Raw genomic sequence first — 16,710 nt, 5'->3', positions numbered from 1 at the left:
GTTCATCTCACGGTGTCGTGCCATGGGGTGGCTAACTTGTTCTTGCAATTTGCGTTTACAAGAAAATTGCGGTTGGCTCAAATCACAACAAAAAAGAGGCCAGGACATAATTCCAAGTTTCAGCATAGTCGCGTCCATAAAGCAACGCCCAGAAACACAAACACCTCTACACCGCGATTAAAGAGCGAATCGTGATGTAGAGGCGCTTGTATTATGGGCTAAGACCGCTTTATGTCTCAGCCTCAATTCCTTAAGCTTCCGCCGCATTTTTCCGGCGCAAGGCATCTTTTAATAAGAACGGCGCGATCAACGTGGTCAAAATGATCACAATAATCACAGAAGAATAAAAGTCTTCATGCAATAACTTGGCTTCAAAACCGATTTGGGCGACAATCAGCGCCATCTCACCACGCGATACCATCCCGGCGCCGACCACATTGGCATCATGCCAAGATTGCCCGGCTAACTTTGACCCGAAACCACAGCCAATCCACTTGGCCAACAAAGCCAAAACCGTCATGATCACGATAAACAGCAAATCGCGCCCTAATCCGTCTAAGCGCATGTTCAAGCCGATGGACACGAAGAACACGGGAATAAAAATGCCGTAGCCAATCGAGGTCAGACTCGCATCGACTTCATGCCGATAAGGGGTGGTGGATACCGCAACGCCAGCAAAAAACGCCCCGATTACTGCCGACATGCCGATCACATCAGCGAGATATGCCATCCCCAAGCACAGCAACAACGACATGATCATCACAGCAGAACTTGGATACAGGCGCTCAGCCAAGTGCATCAAATACGGTGCCACAAATTTGACCACCAAGTAGATCACGCCAAAGTACAACACTTGTCCGATCAAACTCAACCACAACGGCAAGCTGGTGGTCGATTGGCCTTCACCAAACACCCCGACTGCCACACTTAAAATAATCACCGTCAAGATATCATCAACCACGGCAGCGCCTAAAATCGTGGCGCCACTTTTAGTATCTAAGGCTTTGAGTTCTTTGAGCACTTCCACAGAAATCGAAACCGACGTCGCCGCATACGTAATGCCTAAGAAACTGGCGGCGACAAAGTTAAAGCCCCAAGCTCGCGCAAAGATGAAGATGGTGATGACCGGCACAATGACACCGATCACTGCGACGAGTACCCCTGGGCGGAAATATTTTTTCAGCATGGTTAAATCAGATTCAAGCCCGGCGATAAACATCAGAAAAATCACGCCGATTTCCGCAAAATCTGATACCAAGTTCGTTGGCTGCACCCAATTTAAAATCGCAGGTCCCAACAAGACCCCAGCCAATAACTCCCCGATGACGGCGGGGATGCCCAATTTCAAACTGAAATGGGCAAACATCATGGTCGTGAGCAAAATCAAAGCCAGTGTACCTAAATAACCCATAGTGCCTCCCTCTTTATAACGCGTTAATCTAACAACAATTGATAAGCATTGCGTTCCGGTACGGGTTCGTCGAGATAGACGATACCACGGAATTGATAACCTGCCGCTTTGATCACGTGTTGCATGATCTGGTTTTGCGCGTGGGTGTCGATCCGTAAATCCCGATAGCCCAACGAATAAGCTTCAGTGGTCAAGTTGCTCATGAAGAACTTGCTGAGTTGTTGGCCGCGCACCTTACCATCCAAAGCAAAGCGGTGGATCATCATATACTTGCGATCACCGATCCAACCATCGCCATCGATGCGCTTGTAAAAAGGATCAGGACCATCGATCAAACTACCGGTACCAGCCACTTTGCCATCAACAATCAACACGCGGTTGGTTTCATCATCAATATCTTTTTGCACGGCGGCGCGATCTGGATAAGTGCCTTGCCATTGATCAATGCCTTGTTGCGCGAGAAATTCCCGCGCTGATTGAATGATCGACAAAATTGCGTCGATATCTTTTTGAGTCCCTGGACGAACAAAAATAGCAGCCATGTGGACAACCTCCAAAATGTGATTGCTTCCATTGTCTGCTATTTCAGATGAGAATTCAATTATATCCTTTGTGGCTTTTGGTACAAAGTGGCGGAATGGTTTTGAATTTGGGCCTCCAGCAGGTCGTTGCACCATAGTGAGAGTCCTCAGGAAAGCTAACTTTGTTTATACGCTACGCTCATGAACAAAGTGGATCTTTCCCTGCGGTTTTCTGTAAGCGACCAGTCGCTAACAGGCTTCTCACTATGGCGCAGCGACCTGCTTCCGGCCCAAATTCAAAACGCGACCAAGTGATACCCACCACGACACGACCGATACAGAAAATTGTTAGCTTAACACGCTACTTGAAATTTTCTAACCCAAAACGTCACTTATTCCCCGTCGTCATGTTGGGCTAACATGCGGGGATTGTGGTGATGCATCCCCGGTTTGCCATGATGACCATGGCGGCAGCGTGGATGATGTTTGCCATGAAATTCAAGCATCGCCTTCATGCGGATCTGCTTGGTTTGCTCTTTGGCGATGCGCACTTCTTGATGGCCGCGGATCACTGCGACTGCCCCAGCGATGGACAACGCCACAATGCTCGCATGCAAAGCAGCTAATGGCATGATCAAGTCAGGATTTTCCGAAACTGTTTGATCAAAAGTATTCAAGGGACCAGTTGTGGCATCAACAATTTTATTGGCGATTTGTTTGGCATCTTTAAACATGGTAAGCCCTCCTTAGTTGTCAGCTTAAGCTTGTTGGCCTTGCAACCATTCGCCTAAGTGTTTGAAGTAATCATCTGGATTGTCTAACATTTGGCCATGACCAGCATCAGGTGTAATGTGCAAGGTGCTGTCAGGAATTTCGTCAGCCATTCTCCGCGCCGCATCCAGTGGCATGGTTTCATGCCCGCCAAACGTCAAATAGGCAGGTACTGAAATATCTTTCATCGACCCGCGACGATCCCAATCTTTCAACGCACCGACCATGACAAATTCATTGTCGCCTTGGAAGTAGTTGTAAACTGCCGTCCCCATCGTTGAAATCAAATGGCGTGGTTGCGCGTCGGCTTGATGATGCAAGTAGTGTTCACCAAGCGCTGATACCAAAGCTTCATAGCGTGGTTCGTCAAACGTATGCCGCGCTTCAACGTCGTGCATATAAGCCAAGTCGTCTGCATTGAACATGCTGTCGCGAATCGCGTTGACGTTTTGCAAGTATTCGGCTAAGTTGTCGATCATCGAGGATAAAATGACGCCAGCTAAATGTTCTGGATAGCGCAACGCGTATTCGATGGCGAGCACCCCGCCCCATGATTGGCCGAGCAAGTAGAAGTGATCGAGGCCGAGTTTTTGGCGGACTTCCTCAACTTCTTGGACATAGTAATCGATGTTAAGAAACTTTTTGCGATTTTCAGGATCGGAAAAATCTGGTTGATCTGAGAAGAATGACCCTAATTGATCATAGCGGGTGACGGTGACCCCATATGGCGCCAAGCGTTCGCCGAAGTTTTCAAAGACTTCGTTGGTGCCGCCAGGGCCGCCGTGCAAGGTCATCAAGTGAATGTCACCAGATCCAGTGGTTTGCGTCCACAAGTGATACCCATTGTCTAACGTGATGAAGCGTGTGCCGTTTGCTTTGTATTTTGCCAAAAAATCAACTCCCATCTGCTTCCTATTATATGCGAATGGAAACGGTTTTGCCAAAAATGTCTTAACTTGTGCGTTTGGCTACCCTGTTTTGGCTAGCATTGGTTAAAATAGACCTAGGAGGTGGCTTATGTCTGAAAAATTAACGGGATTAACCTCAGCGCAAGTGGCAAAGCGCAAACCTAACACCGCACAAAAGCCTTTATCTGCGAGCGTTTCAACCATCATCGCCCAAAACACGCTGACGTTATTTAACTTTGTCAACGTGGCCCTTGGTGCGTTGATCTTTACCACTGGCTCGTATAAAAACCTCCTATTCTTAGGTGTGGCGATCATCAACACCGCCATTGGGACCTTCCAAGAATTGCGCGCCAAGAAAAAAATCGACGCCATGCGGATACTTGCCAGCACACCGGTCACCGTCAGACGTAATGGTGAAGACGTGCAGATTCCGCAAGATGAAATCGTTGAAGGCGATTTGTTACTCCTTCATCGCGGCGACCAAGTCCCAGTCGACGGCACCGTTTCGCAAACGGATGGCATTGAAGCCGATGAGTCGCCGTTGACTGGCGAAAGTGATCCGATCACCAAAACTGTCGGCGATCAATTATTATCCGGTAGCTTCATTGTAGCCGGCACTGCTTGTATGACCGTCACTGCGGTTGCCGGGGACACTTTTGCCGCCAAGCTTTCCGCTGAAGCGAAAAAAGGCGAGGATACTAAAAGTCAACTGTTAGCCACAATCAATCGCATCATCAAAGTCTTGACTTATGTGTTGATCCCATTGGGTATCGCTTTGTTCACCGTTTCTTTGGTACGCCGCGGGAACTACAACCGCGCGGTATTATCCACTTCGGCGGCGGTGATTGGCATGATCCCTGAAGGTTTGGTGTTATTGACCAATGTTGCGCTAGCCGTATCCGCCCGCAACTTGGCAGTGAAACGCGTGTTAGTTCGGGCGTTGTCTGCGTTGGAATCTTTAGCGCGGGTTGATACGATTTGCTTGGATAAAACTGGGACCATCACCTCCGGCCGATTAAAAGTGGCCCAAATCCTGCCGTTGGCTGATTTTGTTGAAGCTGACGTGCAACACGCTGCCGCCTCAGTGGTTTATGCATTAAATGATGACAATGAAACCGCCATGGCGATCAAAGAAGTCGCCGATGATCCGCATCCCCAAATCGCCAAAACCATACCTTTTTCCAGTGCGCGGAAGTATTCTGGCGCAACGTTGGCGGATGGTCGCAGCTTGATCATGGGCGCACCTGAATTTGTTTTTCCTGATGGCTTACCTGAAAAAATCTCGCAGCAAATCAATCAAGCCGCCGAAAATGGTCTGCGGGTGCTGGTGGTCGCGCAAACGGATCAGGACTTGACCACACCGTTAAGCGGCATGACCTTGATGGGCCTGATTGAAATCGAAGATGAACTGCGCGAAACAGCCCAAAGCACCTTCGCCTTTTTCAAAAAACAAGACGTCGATCTTAAAGTCATTTCGGGTGATAACCCAGTCACTGTGGCCAACATCGCCAAGCGCGCCGGCATGGCCAAAACCGAGGCTTTCGTGGACATGAGCCAAATCCCTGACGATGATGATTATGAAACCTTAGCCGCCACCCATACCGTGTTTGGCCGGGTGACGCCACCGCAGAAAAAGCATTTGATTCAAGCGTTGCAAAATCAAGATCACACGGTGGCGATGTGTGGGGATGGGGTCAATGATGTGTTGGCTTTGCGCCAATCTGATTGTTCGATCGCGATGGCCAGCGGTGCCGAAGCCGTCAAAAGCATTTCCGACTTTGTCTTGTTAGATTCCAACTTCGATGTCTTGTGCAATGTGTTGAATGAAGGCCGCCGCGTGATCAACAATATCGAGCGGGTCGCGTCGATGTACTTGGTCAAAACGATTTTCTCCGTGATTTTAACTGCGATTTTCGTTTTTCTACCATTAGATTACCCGATCACGCCGATCAACTTAACGCCAGTTTCTGCCATTGCCGTGGCGATTCCATCATTTTTACTGACGTTTGAACCGAATTTCGACCGCGTCGTGGGCCAATTCATGCAAAAAGTCATGACCATCGCAGCCCCAGGCGCCGTGGCGATCGTTTTGTATACGCTCGTGTTAACTTGGGGCGAATATTGGTTCCATTGGTCATTTGCCGCAACGTCAACCATGGTGGTATTGATGATCGGCGTGATCGAATTGCATGTGCTGTTCATCAATGCCCGACCGTTCAATCGCTACAAGTATGCGATGATGATTTTACTGACAATTGCCTTGTTCGGCGTCTTCTTCGTCGCCGGGAAGATTTTCTCGTTAAGCAATTTGTGGCGCTTTGACCGCTTCATCGTGTATGGGCCACTGATCCTCACCAGTTTGCCAGTCTACATGTTCTTGCAAGAATTCTTAGGCAAGCGTGTGTTAGCGAAGATCCACTGGCGGTAAACAAAAAATGCTTCAAACGTCGATGATCTCGGCGCTTGAAGCATTTTTGTTTGGATTTATTTGACTTGTGGATTGGCAACGATCAAGACATCACATGGCGCATTTTCAACCACAAAGCTTGCGACTGAGCCGATGAACATGCGCGACACCAGCTTCTTTGAGGAACGCCCGATCACGATCAAACCAGTGTTGTAGTCTTTAGGTGCGTCGACGGCAACAACTGCTCGCGGCGAACCGAAGCGGATATGTGGTTTGGCATCAATGCCTTGCGCAAGCAGTGGCTTGATCAAGTCCTCAAGTTGCGCTTCAGCAGTTTGTTCGGCGTTGTACAACAATTTGCCATCGACGGTGCCAGTTTGGCCAAAGCCGGCAGTGTATTGGCGCGTGTCGATCACATGCAAGAGATCCAGCCCCCACTCCCGTTCCTTGGCGACTGTGACCGCTTTGGCTAAGGCGCGATCTGAAGCTTCTGAGCCATCGATCGCGACGAGTACGCGTTGTGTCATATGAATCGCTCCCTTCTGGCTTTAATGTAACACAATTCGCCGCGTTAGTGTGAGTGAAAGATGGGGGCGTCGTTTAACAAAAAACTCGATCAGCGAAATGGTTGCACATGCGCGTCACAAATTCATCACAACTCACCGGTAATATAGGAAACAGAGTAGGAGCTACCCCCTTATTTCTACCCCACTTTTTCATTTTCTCTGGTCCACATCGGTCCCCGCCGGTGTGAACCATCACTCCTCCACGTGAAAAAACATACACGCTTGAAATCAGCGCGTCACCCCAACACCTTTGTTGACCGCTAAGCCCATGGCGGTCTTTTTTTATCATCAATTAAATAACGAAATACAAGCTTACTAATTATTAGTGTTTCTCAAGTCAACATGCTATACTAAACACGGCAACTGCCTCGAAAGGGGGTGTTGTCGTGCAACTTGTTGTGGAGGTCTTTATCGGCCTATGCGTGGTGGGTCTAGTCCTAACACTAGTCGAGCGCTGGCTGAATGATCGGCGATAGACCTAGAGACATTGTCAAACAGTCACACCGCTAGTCTTCCCCGGCTATGCGAAAAAAGACCCTCATCTGTGGCAGCAGATGAGGGTTTGTGTTGTCGTGCATTTGTTGTAACTATATAATAACACGCACGTGGATTTGTTGCAACTCATCGAAGGGTTTGAATCCGACGACAAAGAACTCAACAAGAATTCATATTCAGCTTAATAATTTGCACATGCGCGTCACAAATTTATCACAACTCATCAATAATATAGGAAACAGAGTAGGAGCTACCCCCTTATTTCTACCCCACTTTTTCATTTTCTCTGGTCCACATCGGTCCCCGCCGGTGTGAACCATCACTCCTCCACGTGAAAAACATACGCGCTTGAAATCAGCGCGTCACCCCAACTTTTTTTGACCGCCAAGCCCATGGCGGTCTTTTTGTTGCGCAAAATATATATATATTCATCATTTTACAAATAATTAGTGTCCAGTGACGTTACATGTTAAACTGGCAAAAGCAAGAAGTGACATGAGCGGTGGTCTCCCGATGAAAGTAAGTGATGCGATGGCGATTTATGCCGAACATCCTGAGAGAAAGGAGATCTGTATTGTTTACGATTGGTTGCGTTCACGTGATCATCATTGCCTGTATCTATCTGATTGGCTACTACTGCGCTGCATTGAATTTCAGTGTTCGCAAAGCGACCAAGTTGGTTCGATCTTTGAGCCAGCTAGTGCAGGTAGTCAGAACATTCTGGCGAAAGTGAGCATATAAAAAGCCGCTACAACTTTGGACGGTTAATGCGGCTTTAGCTTCATATTAACTTGACCATCGCTCTTTAAGCGACGTTGCGAGAACTCAAATGTTTCGGAAACACCGTGTTGGTCGCACGGTGTTTTTGCATGGTTTGATTATACAATGTCAAAACATTAACTGACAATGCTTCAATCCAAAATCCATGCTTCCAAAAACATCTTCACCTCTTGCACCCCAGCATCCCCTACGCGACTGATCATGTAAAAATGCCGCAAGAACGCCTCGCCCAGATCTTCAAAAGGCAACTCGCCAACTGCACGCTTAGAAATGATCGACTGGCCAAAGCCTGATTTCAATAATTCCACGATCACCGCATTGGACGCTACCGTCATTGTCTTCGGGGCACTATTTTGTTCTGCTAGGTAACGTCTGGTGTAATAGCCGACGCCAGAGTCAGATTCGCGCACCAACCAAGGCTCGCCAGCGCCCACTTTCACCAGTTGGTCCGCTAAATATTCCACGCGATCGATGCCACGCGCCGCTAGAGGCTTTTCGATGAAGCCGAGGTCAGCATCGTGATTCAAAATCGCGGTTTGCACAGCTTGCGAGTTAGCCACATTGACACTGAAGGCAATATGGGGAAACTGCTGATTCAGTGCTGGCAAAATCTTCGGCAACAAGTACATCGCAAAACTGTGCGAGGCGTATAGGCGCAACTGTTGATGGGCAGGCCCGTGACTCAAATGCACTTGCACATCATCCCATGTCGCCAAGATCTCACAGGCTTTTTCATACAACGTATCTGCCGCAGGCGTTAGTCCAACCGCCCCGCGGCCATTGCGAATAAACAGCGTCGTGTGCAGTTGGGCTTCGAGTTGTTTGATTTGCGCCGAGACGGTAGGTTGGGCAATAAACAGCATGCCGGCAGCTTTAGAAAAACTCCGCGTCTCATAAACCAGTTTAAAGGTGGCCAGATTATTCATATGAACTCCGATCAGTTTTCTTGATAGCTAGTATTATCGCAATTAATCCCATTAATTGCAAATTCCCGGTATCATTAAACTCATCATTAAACATGAAGGAGTTCATATGGAAACCACAACCACCACTTCAAAAACCCGCGCCATTATACCGGGACTATCACTTTCGATCTTAGTGGCGATCATCGCCAAGCTGCTCGGCTTACTATTGCCGCAAATTGGCGGCGCGACGATTGCCATTTTACTGGGGATCGTCTTAGGTAATGTGTATTTCAAACAACCAGGCTTGGCCGTTGGGACAAAATTTGCTGAAAGTCGCCTGCTGGAATATTCGGTCGTTTTGTTAGGGCTCACCGTCACCTTTCAAACCATCGGCCAAATGGGCTGGCGCGGCTTGATTTATGTCTGGTGCGAAATGACTATTGTAATTTTTGGGGCCTACTTACTCGGCCGCAAATTAGGCTTTTCCGAAACCGGCGCGTTAATGATGGCTGGCGGCAATGCCGTGTGCGGCTCCAGTGCTATCGGGGCCATCGCGCCTGCCATTGGCGCTGACGACGAAGAAAAAGGTCAGATCATCACTTTAGTTAACTTGCTTGGCACCGTGATGATGTTGACACTGCCCTTTTTAGGTGTGGCAGTATTCGGCTCAAACCTACTGGCCAAAAGTGCGCTATTAGGCGGGACCTTGCAATCCGTCGGCCAAGTCGTTGCTGGTGCCAGTTTGTTGAACGCCCAAACCGTGCAATATGCGATGCTATTTAAAATCACGCGCATCATTATGTTGGTCGTGGTGGTCACCGGTTTTGAACGTTTTGCCAAGCGCAACCAAACGCAAACTACCCAAACAGCTAAGAAGCGCCTGCCGATTCCTTGGTACGTACTCGCCTTCTTGATTTTGTGCTTGTTGAATTCTTTCATGAACTTGCCTGACTTGTTCAACAGCTCAGCGCACAATGTTTCTGGCTGGTTTGAAACCACGGCGCTGGCGGCGATCGGGTTGCGTTTAAACTTCGCCAAATTCATGCAACAAGGCAAAAAGTTTCTGTTATATGGCTTAGGCGTCGGGTCGATTCAAATTATCGCGGCCTTAAGCTTGTTGAGTTTGCTTCATTTACACTAAACCAAAATCGCGTCAGACCTTCAAACTGGTCTGGCGCGATTTTTTACCACTATTCAGTTATTTCAAAATTATTGTTGTCTCGTCAAGTTTGAATTTGGGCCGGAAGCTGGCTGCCGGTGCATAGTAGAAACGCAATTGGTGGTTTACCACCTAATGCGTTCCGCAGGTGGAGATTCACTTGAGCCATGAGCATCGCGATGGCTCAAGTTAGCTCCGATTCGGACCTCCACGATGCATCGGCAAGTCAGCTGGAGGCCTAAATCCTTGACGTCGAGCTTTTTTGAAGCAACGTCGACACAGCTAGCGACGTCTGAGGAGTCAAGCCAAAGACCAGCTCAACTCCTCAGACGAGGCTACCCGGTCGACTAAACCCGCTTCAAAACGCTCTGGCACAAAAAAACCAGCCGAGGCTGGTTTCAAAGCTGATTAATAATAACGGCTACGGTTACCAAAGTTGAGTTTGGCGACGATCGTATTAGGATCGGATTCTTGTTCTGGTTGGATCCACAGGCCTAAGCCATCGATTGTTTTCAACATGTAGTTGGTTACAGCGATTTCTTCTTCCGCAGGATCAAGGTTCAACCCGCCAGCTTCCCCTGCCGCCATGGCGTCTTCCAGTTGGAAAACAACCGTGTCAGAAAAAGTCGTTTTCAAATCGTTGTACAAGTCTTCGAGCTGCTTGTTGATGTAGGCATTGACTGCAGCAAAGCCGGCTGAGTTCTCCGCTTGCAAGTCATAGTAACGTGTTACCAAGTGGTTATTGTCAATGACCATTATGTCTTCCTCCTAAGGATACCGGTATCCCGGTTCGTTCACTCTTATTTTACCCTAAGCATATTCTTTTGAGTATATATTTTACCCAAAAAATCACTCTATTTGTAAGAATATGCCAATTTTGAGAACGTGTTATACTGGGGGCAAGCTTATCAAAAGGGAGTGTTGACCATGAGTTTACCGACGCGCGCAGCAGTGCCAACTGCAGACACTTGGGACCTCAGCGCCATTTTTAAAGATGAATTTGAATTTGAACAAACGATCAAAGCTACCAAAGAATTGATCCAAGACTTTCAACGCATCTACCAAGGTCGCCTGACGCAAGTGCCTGTGATTTTAGATGCCTTAGATGATTATGCCCATATCCTCGAAAATGAAAATCACTTGAGCTGTTACGCCAGCTTCCCGGTCAGCACCGACGTGACCGATAGCCAGCTCACTGCCACCATCCATCGCGTCGATAATTTGTTGGCCACTTGGGAAAGTCAGCTCCATTTTGTCCAAGCGGAACTCAGCGCCCTTGACGATGCCGTACTCGATCAAGTCGCAGCCAAATCCGTCGATCACGCCGCCTTTATTCGCCATATTAAACAAAGCCGCAAGCAAGCCTTAGCCCCTGCGGTAGAAGAAGCGTTGGCTAAGCTTGAGCCAGTCTTAGATGCGCCAGAAGCGATCCGCTCTCAATCTGTGTTTGCAGATATGGATTTCGGCGAGTTCGAAGTCGATGGCAAAACTTATCCGTTGTCCTTCACCTTATATGAAGAAGAGTATCAAAAGCATCCTGACGTCACTATCCGTCGTGCGGCTTATTTGAAATTCTGCCAAACGCTGGCCAAGTATCAAAACACAATGGCCGCCGGTTATTTGGCCCAAGTCACCAAAGAAAAAACACTCGCCACCATGCGCGGTTATGATTCTGTGATCGATTACTTGCTGGCTGAACAAGAAGTGCCACGGGCAATGTTTGAACGCCAAGTCAACACCATCATGCACGACTTAGCCCCAGTGATGCGCCGCTACGTCACGCATTTAAAGCAAACATTGCACTTGGATCGCATCACTTATACCGACTTACAAGCCGATCTTGATCCAACTTTTTCACCAAAAGTGACGCGTGCAGATGCCCCGCACATGATCCATGAAGCCTTGAAGCCGTTAGGACCTGATTATCAAGCGCGGATCGCACCAGCTTTCACGGATCGTTGGGTTGATTTTCCTGGCAACGTTGGCAAAGAATCCGGCGCGTTTGCTGAATGTCCTTATGGCACACATCCTTATGTCTTAATGAGTTGGGCGGACACCTTGCCGAGCTTATACACGTTGATCCATGAACTCGGTCATTGTGGACAAATGACGCTAGCCGATGAACATCATTCGATTTTAGGCCATGAACCGTCTTGGTACATCGTCGAAGCCCCTTCAACATTCCACGAATTATTGTTGACCAAGAGTTTGTTGGAAAAAGACAGCGACGCGCGCTTTGAACGTTTTGCCTTAAGTCGGTTATTAAATGATACTTACTTCCATAACTGTGTCACCCACTTGCTGGAGGCGGCTTTCCAATCCAAAGTTTATGCGTTGATCGATGATGGCGAGAGCTTTGACGCGGCCAAGCTCAATGAACTGAAACTGGGCGTGCTTAAGGAATTCTGGGGTGACAGTGTGGATCTTGACTTCGGCCAACCCGAACTGACTTGGATGCGGCAAAGCCATTATTACATGGGCTTATATTCTTACACTTATTCGGCCAGCTTGGTGGTTTCCACTGGGGCATTCTTGCGTTTGCAAGCAGGCGACCCTAACGCAGCGAGTGACTGGCTGAAATTCTTGACCCTTGGTGATAGCCTCACGCCGATTCAAGAAGCACAAGTCGCCGGCGTCGATATCACCACCGCCAAGCCTTTACATGAGATGATCAACTTCTTGGATCAAAGCGAACAGCGCATTGAAGCATTGAGTCAACAAATTTAAGCACCAGTCAAATGGACGCCTCGACAAAAGGCGTCCATTTTTTATTGGAAATAATGATCGGTATGTAATTCACAGCGCGGATTAAACGGATACCAGCAATTGGGGCAAGCGCCACTTTGATACTGCGAGTATGTCATCATGCACCGACAAGCACCACACAAGACGAGTGCTTGCGCTTTTGGGAGCGGCACGAATTCATGATCACCCATCGCATCGTGGAATTCATAACAAGCCCAGAATTTTTGACACTGGCCACACCATAGCGCCACCACATCCAAATCAGAATGATAATGCCTGCATCGACTGGCGACATCTAATTGTTGGCCATAGATTTTAGGCTTTAACATCCACTTTCACCACTTCTCCGGCAGTAATGGTTTGCAGGCCTTGATCAGTCAACAGCTCAAGGCCACCATTTTCTGCGATATCCAAAACTTTGCCGATTAAAACCTGTTCCCCAATTTTCACCGTGACTTGTCGGCCGATCACTGTGGAAAGCTTTCGATACGCTGGTAAGAAATCGCCAGCTTGATAATCTTTTGCGCGTTGCATAATGTGATCGATCAAGCTGGCAGCCAAGGCATTGCGATCAATTGGGGTGTCGCTGATCGCGCCGGCGACTTGTTTTAACGCATCAGGAAATTGTGCCGTGTCGAGGTTCAAGCCTACACCGATCACAAACGCTGCGCTCGTTGATGATTCTAATGCAAGCACCGCTTCACACAAAATGCCGGCGACTTTGCGCTCATGGATCATCACATCATTGACCCACTTCAACCCAAAATCAGCCGTGGGGAAGAATTCACGCAACGCAGCCACCACTGCCGTCGCCACACCAGTCGTCAACAATCCCACTTGCGTCAAATCCGCTTGGGGATTGGGAATCACGACCGATAAATACAGGCCACTTTGCGCTGGCGAATAAAATTGCCGACCGCGACGGCCGTAGCCATTGGTTTGCGCATCTGCCACAAAAGCCGCTGGCGTCAATTCAGTTTGTGTGGCCAGCCATTTTTTGGCGACATCTTGCGTAGAGGTCACCGTTTTTTCAACGGTCAATGGCAGTTCATGTTGAAGGTGATAGGCGATCACCATGTCGTCCAAATGCGCACAACTGACGTAGCGGTAACCTTGGCTTTTGCGCGCGGCGATATCATGCCCCGCTTTGCGCAAGGCGTTGATCGCTTTCCACACAGATTCTCGTGACAAGCCTAATTCAGAAGCTAAGCTGTCACCGGAATGCCACGTGTCGCCATCTGCTAATAAGGCTGTCAATACGCGTTGTTTGGTGTTCATGGTGTCGCCCTCCTACCCTAGTAAGCTCTAGTGTAAGACTTTTCGTAGGCGTCTGGCAATCGCAACTGCAAATCCGAGTTTCAATAGATCGCCTGGCACGAACATCACATTGGAAGCTAACGCAGCGCCAAATGGCATGTGCGATTGAACCGATAACCAAATGCTGCCGACCACATCGACAAACACCACCAAAAATAACATGGCCCATAAAAATTCTTGCCAAGCTGGTTTATTCGCGGCGTCAGTCATGTGTATAACCCAAGCATTCAGCGCTGGCGCCAATAGCCACGCCACCAAGTAGCCGCCAGTTGGTCCAGCAATGATCGCCAAGCCCCCGCGCCCGCCGGATAAAAACGGCAAGCCTAATGCCACCAATAATAAAAATACCCCGACCGCTAAGCTCCCGTATCGCGCTGGCAAAATTTCCCCAGCTAGCATCACCCCGAGGTTTTGCAAAACCACTGCCACGGGAATAATACCTAATGGAATTCCTGGAAATAAGCCTAAAATAATTAATAACGCACAAACCATTGCCACTTGCATTAAATATTTCAACGTTGCATTTTGACCCATACACTCACCTGTTTTCTTAGAATGATCTGAGTTTATCCGCTTGTAACCCATTTGTCAATCATTGGGTTACAATTACCAGTTTCTAAATTTGACTGCACGCGGTACACTAACATCAGGAGGTGCCTTATGCCTGAGCTGACTAAATTTAAATTTTCCAAATTCCACCATATCGTGGCTGATCCCTTGCCAGAATCGATCCACAATGCGGTAGCGAATCTTGATTTCGACCAGCGCGCTACCAAACAAACCGATTTGCAGATTGTGGCAGTGATGTCGACAACAGCGGCCAGCCAGCGTCTGCACACCATCGCTAAAGCACAACACTTAGCGTTTGATGGCCATGTGTATATGTTTTACCCCAAAGTTGGCAGCCGGCAATTTTCTGGCATCCAACGGGACTCGATGTTGCACGCCTTGAAATTGGATCGCAACACCGGCTTGCTTGGCGACTCAGGCTTTAAGTACGTTTCGATGCTCAGCTTTGATGACGACTTCACCGTGCTTGACTTGAAATGGGCCCAAACCGTCGCCACTAAAACCCTCTTAGCTGACTATGACGCCCAAGTGCCTAGGTTAACTGAGCGTTTGACCAAGCAAAATGCCAAACTGCTCAAACAATGGCAAACCTTAACCCCGGCGATGCAAAATCAGTGGGCGCGCTATATTTATTCGCCGAAGCGCCCAGTCACTCAGAAAATGCACTTTGAGCAAATGCTGGTGGTGCTAGCATCGGGACATCGCACTTTAGAAGACTATACGGGGGCTCACTGATGCGCGTCTTAGATCTCTTACAACTGTTGTCCGACCACAACAAAAATACCCCAGTGCGCGTGAAAATCGCTGGGGTATTGCAAAACTTAGCCACGTTTGACTTACAAACTGTCGATGAACAGCGGCAATTGTGGTTTCACCCCCAACCAGCTGGCAAGCCGATGAAGGTTTGGGAAGTGATGTTGCTACTGGATAAGCCAGAATGGCGCCAAGCATATGTCTATGTGATCGAACCCGACGACATTCGACCATTGTTTGGCTTTCAAGAAACGCCGAGTGGCTTGGCGTTGAATTAAAGCAAGTGGTCGACGGCTTCAAGCACTGGCCGTACCGCTTCTAGGCCAGAGGTTTCGGCGTCGCTGCCACCTTTGACTTTGAGCTTTAGGCGCCAGCGCCAAGGCAATGCGACTGCCGGGCGCCCTTGTAAGTAGCGAAAGACTGGTTGTTTTTGACAGTTGCTGAAGCTTTTGACTTGAAGTCTTTCCACTTCCGTCAAGCTCATCGGGAAAACACCGGTACCAAATACCAGAAAATGATCTGGCAATAAATCGGCGTATTGACGATAAAAGCGTTTGAAGCCAGTAATATGACAGCCTGAAACATGCCCGCCAAATAACACGACATCGACATGTTCGAAATCTTTTTCAGCGATCAATTTCATATCGACTAACTCGGCGTGAAGCGTCTGTGCGAGTTGTTGGGCGAAGGCTTGCGTGAAGCCAGTTTGTGATTGATACACGATCTTGATCTTGCGCATGGGTCTCACCTCTTATAGACAGCATACCAAATTACCCGCAAGCGCCACAAACATGGTACACTCGACTTAACGAAAAAGGAGGAAATTGCGATGCAAATCACACGACATGGTCTCCCTCAAGATACAGTGGGCACGCCACCGAGCTTAGGTCATCCGTTACCCGACTTCAAAGTCGTCAACGCTGACGGCCAGCAAGTGACGACCGCTGACTTTACCGGACGCTACAATTTGATTTCGGTAGTCCCAGATATCAACACGCGCGTCTGCTCGATTTCAACCAAACAATTCAACCAAGCGATGGATGAATTCGCTGGCGTTGGCTTCTATACCATTTCCACCAACACCACCGTCCAACAAGCCAATTGGTGTGCAGCTGAAGGCGTGCATCACATTCAATTGCTCAGCGACGATGACGCGAATTTTGGTACGGCGATGGGCCTTTATGTGGCTGACAATCATACCGACGCGCGTTCGGTATGGATCATCGCTCCTGATGGCCACATTGCGTATCGCGAATTGATTTTGGAACAAACGCAAGAACCTGATTATGGCAGTGCGCTGGCGTATTTGGAAGCACACCAACAACATTAAAGTTTATCTTTAGCGGCTCAGCTCATGATGATCTGGGTCGCTTTTTTGCTGGCGAGCGCGTTAAAAAAGGAC

General features: G+C 48.5%; 18 protein-coding genes. 7 read left to right on the top strand and 11 right to left on the bottom strand.

Going from position 1 to position 16,710, the window contains the following annotated elements:
• Positions 1–250: 250 nt before the first annotated feature.
• The 4 genes from FD01_RS11140 to FD01_RS11125 all read right to left on the bottom strand — a co-directional run bounded on the left by FD01_RS11140 (position 251) and on the right by FD01_RS11125 (position 3,593).
• Positions 251–1,411 carry a cation:proton antiporter gene (locus tag FD01_RS11140; protein WP_056964326.1) on the bottom strand — a complete coding sequence of 387 codons (1,161 nt, stop codon included), beginning with the start codon at positions 1,409–1,411 and terminating at the stop codon, positions 251–253.
• 23 nt (positions 1,412–1,434) lie between these two features.
• A complete protein-coding gene (locus tag FD01_RS11135) occupies positions 1,435–1,953 on the bottom strand; it encodes a GNAT family N-acetyltransferase (RefSeq protein ID WP_054714898.1) in 519 nt (172 codons plus the stop codon).
• A gap of 371 nt (positions 1,954–2,324) precedes the next feature.
• A complete protein-coding gene (locus FD01_RS11130; protein ID WP_054714896.1) occupies positions 2,325–2,666 on the bottom strand; it encodes a hypothetical protein in 342 nt (113 codons plus the stop codon).
• A gap of 24 nt (positions 2,667–2,690) precedes the next feature.
• Positions 2,691–3,593 (bottom strand): proline iminopeptidase-family hydrolase, encoded by a 903-nt coding sequence (locus FD01_RS11125; protein WP_054714905.1) that lies wholly within the window; start codon positions 3,591–3,593, stop codon positions 2,691–2,693.
• Between the two features lie 127 nt (positions 3,594–3,720).
• Between FD01_RS11125 and FD01_RS11120 the strand changes: the two genes are divergently transcribed.
• Positions 3,721–6,039 carry a cation-translocating P-type ATPase gene (locus tag FD01_RS11120; protein ID WP_056964322.1) on the top strand — a complete coding sequence of 773 codons (2,319 nt, stop codon included), beginning with the start codon at positions 3,721–3,723 and terminating at the stop codon, positions 6,037–6,039.
• Between the two features lie 56 nt (positions 6,040–6,095).
• On the opposite strand, the gene FD01_RS11115 is transcribed toward FD01_RS11120, so the two are convergent.
• Positions 6,096–6,545 carry a universal stress protein gene (locus FD01_RS11115; protein ID WP_054714893.1) on the bottom strand — a complete coding sequence of 150 codons (450 nt, stop codon included), beginning with the start codon at positions 6,543–6,545 and terminating at the stop codon, positions 6,096–6,098.
• 1,047 nt (positions 6,546–7,592) lie between these two features.
• On the opposite strand from FD01_RS11115, the gene FD01_RS11110 reads away from it, so the two are divergent.
• Positions 7,593–7,820: a hypothetical protein gene (locus FD01_RS11110; protein WP_054714891.1), complete on the top strand. Its 228-nt coding sequence runs from the start codon at positions 7,593–7,595 to the stop codon at positions 7,818–7,820.
• Between the two features lie 170 nt (positions 7,821–7,990).
• On the opposite strand, the gene FD01_RS11105 is transcribed toward FD01_RS11110, so the two are convergent.
• Complete coding sequence (locus FD01_RS11105; protein WP_082611863.1) at positions 7,991–8,785, bottom strand: LysR family transcriptional regulator; 795 nt, start codon at positions 8,783–8,785, stop codon at positions 7,991–7,993.
• A 106-nt stretch (positions 8,786–8,891) separates the two neighbouring features.
• On the opposite strand from FD01_RS11105, the gene FD01_RS11100 reads away from it, so the two are divergent.
• Positions 8,892–9,905, top strand: a complete 1,014-nt coding sequence (locus FD01_RS11100) for a YeiH family protein (RefSeq protein WP_054714885.1) — start codon at positions 8,892–8,894, stop codon at positions 9,903–9,905.
• Positions 9,906–10,331: 426 nt separating this feature from the next.
• Here the strand turns inward: FD01_RS11100 and FD01_RS11095 are convergent, their stop codons facing one another.
• Positions 10,332–10,679: a hypothetical protein gene (locus FD01_RS11095; protein WP_054714881.1), complete on the bottom strand. Its 348-nt coding sequence runs from the start codon at positions 10,677–10,679 to the stop codon at positions 10,332–10,334.
• Between the two features lie 162 nt (positions 10,680–10,841).
• Here FD01_RS11095 and pepF point away from each other — a divergent pair, with 162 nt between their 5' ends.
• Positions 10,842–12,650 carry an oligoendopeptidase F gene (gene pepF, locus FD01_RS11090; protein ID WP_404820839.1) on the top strand — a complete coding sequence of 603 codons (1,809 nt, stop codon included), beginning with the start codon at positions 10,842–10,844 and terminating at the stop codon, positions 12,648–12,650.
• Positions 12,651–12,691: 41 nt separating this feature from the next.
• On the opposite strand, the gene FD01_RS15785 is transcribed toward pepF, so the two are convergent.
• From FD01_RS15785 to FD01_RS11080, 3 genes are read right to left on the bottom strand one after another with little or no spacing between them, the layout of a single operon-like run.
• Positions 12,692–12,997: a CHY zinc finger protein gene (locus FD01_RS15785; protein WP_082611861.1), complete on the bottom strand. Its 306-nt coding sequence runs from the start codon at positions 12,995–12,997 to the stop codon at positions 12,692–12,694.
• Positions 12,984–13,946 carry a biotin--[acetyl-CoA-carboxylase] ligase gene (locus FD01_RS11085; RefSeq protein ID WP_056964317.1) on the bottom strand — a complete coding sequence of 321 codons (963 nt, stop codon included), beginning with the start codon at positions 13,944–13,946 and terminating at the stop codon, positions 12,984–12,986. The genes FD01_RS15785 and FD01_RS11085 overlap by 14 nt, the downstream gene beginning before the upstream one ends.
• Positions 13,947–13,973: 27 nt before the next feature.
• Positions 13,974–14,519, bottom strand: coding sequence for a biotin transporter BioY (locus FD01_RS11080; RefSeq protein WP_054714878.1), 546 nt, complete (start codon positions 14,517–14,519; stop codon positions 13,974–13,976).
• Between the two features lie 126 nt (positions 14,520–14,645).
• On the opposite strand from FD01_RS11080, the gene FD01_RS11075 reads away from it, so the two are divergent.
• The gene (locus FD01_RS11075; protein ID WP_054714875.1) at positions 14,646–15,290 is read left to right on the top strand and encodes a YdeI/OmpD-associated family protein; all 645 of its coding nucleotides are present in this window, start codon (positions 14,646–14,648) and stop codon (positions 15,288–15,290) included.
• Complete coding sequence (locus FD01_RS11070) at positions 15,290–15,586, top strand: hypothetical protein (RefSeq protein ID WP_054714873.1); 297 nt, start codon at positions 15,290–15,292, stop codon at positions 15,584–15,586. Before FD01_RS11075 ends, FD01_RS11070 begins: the two co-directional genes overlap by 1 nt.
• Here the strand turns inward: FD01_RS11070 and FD01_RS11065 are convergent.
• A complete protein-coding gene (locus FD01_RS11065) occupies positions 15,583–16,047 on the bottom strand; it encodes a flavodoxin family protein (RefSeq protein WP_054714870.1) in 465 nt (154 codons plus the stop codon). The genes FD01_RS11070 and FD01_RS11065 overlap by 4 nt on opposite strands.
• Before the next feature lie 90 nt (positions 16,048–16,137).
• Here FD01_RS11065 and FD01_RS11060 point away from each other — a divergent pair, with 90 nt between their 5' ends.
• Positions 16,138–16,638 carry a thiol peroxidase gene (locus FD01_RS11060; RefSeq protein WP_054714867.1) on the top strand — a complete coding sequence of 167 codons (501 nt, stop codon included), beginning with the start codon at positions 16,138–16,140 and terminating at the stop codon, positions 16,636–16,638.
• The last annotated feature ends 72 nt before the right edge of the window (positions 16,639–16,710 follow it).

The organism is Lacticaseibacillus manihotivorans DSM 13343 = JCM 12514 (assembly GCF_001435035.1).
GTDB classification, from domain to species: domain Bacteria; phylum Bacillota; class Bacilli; order Lactobacillales; family Lactobacillaceae; genus Lacticaseibacillus; species Lacticaseibacillus manihotivorans.
Note: the sequence above shows the minus strand (reverse complement) of the source record. Positions and strands in the feature narration are given on the sequence as shown.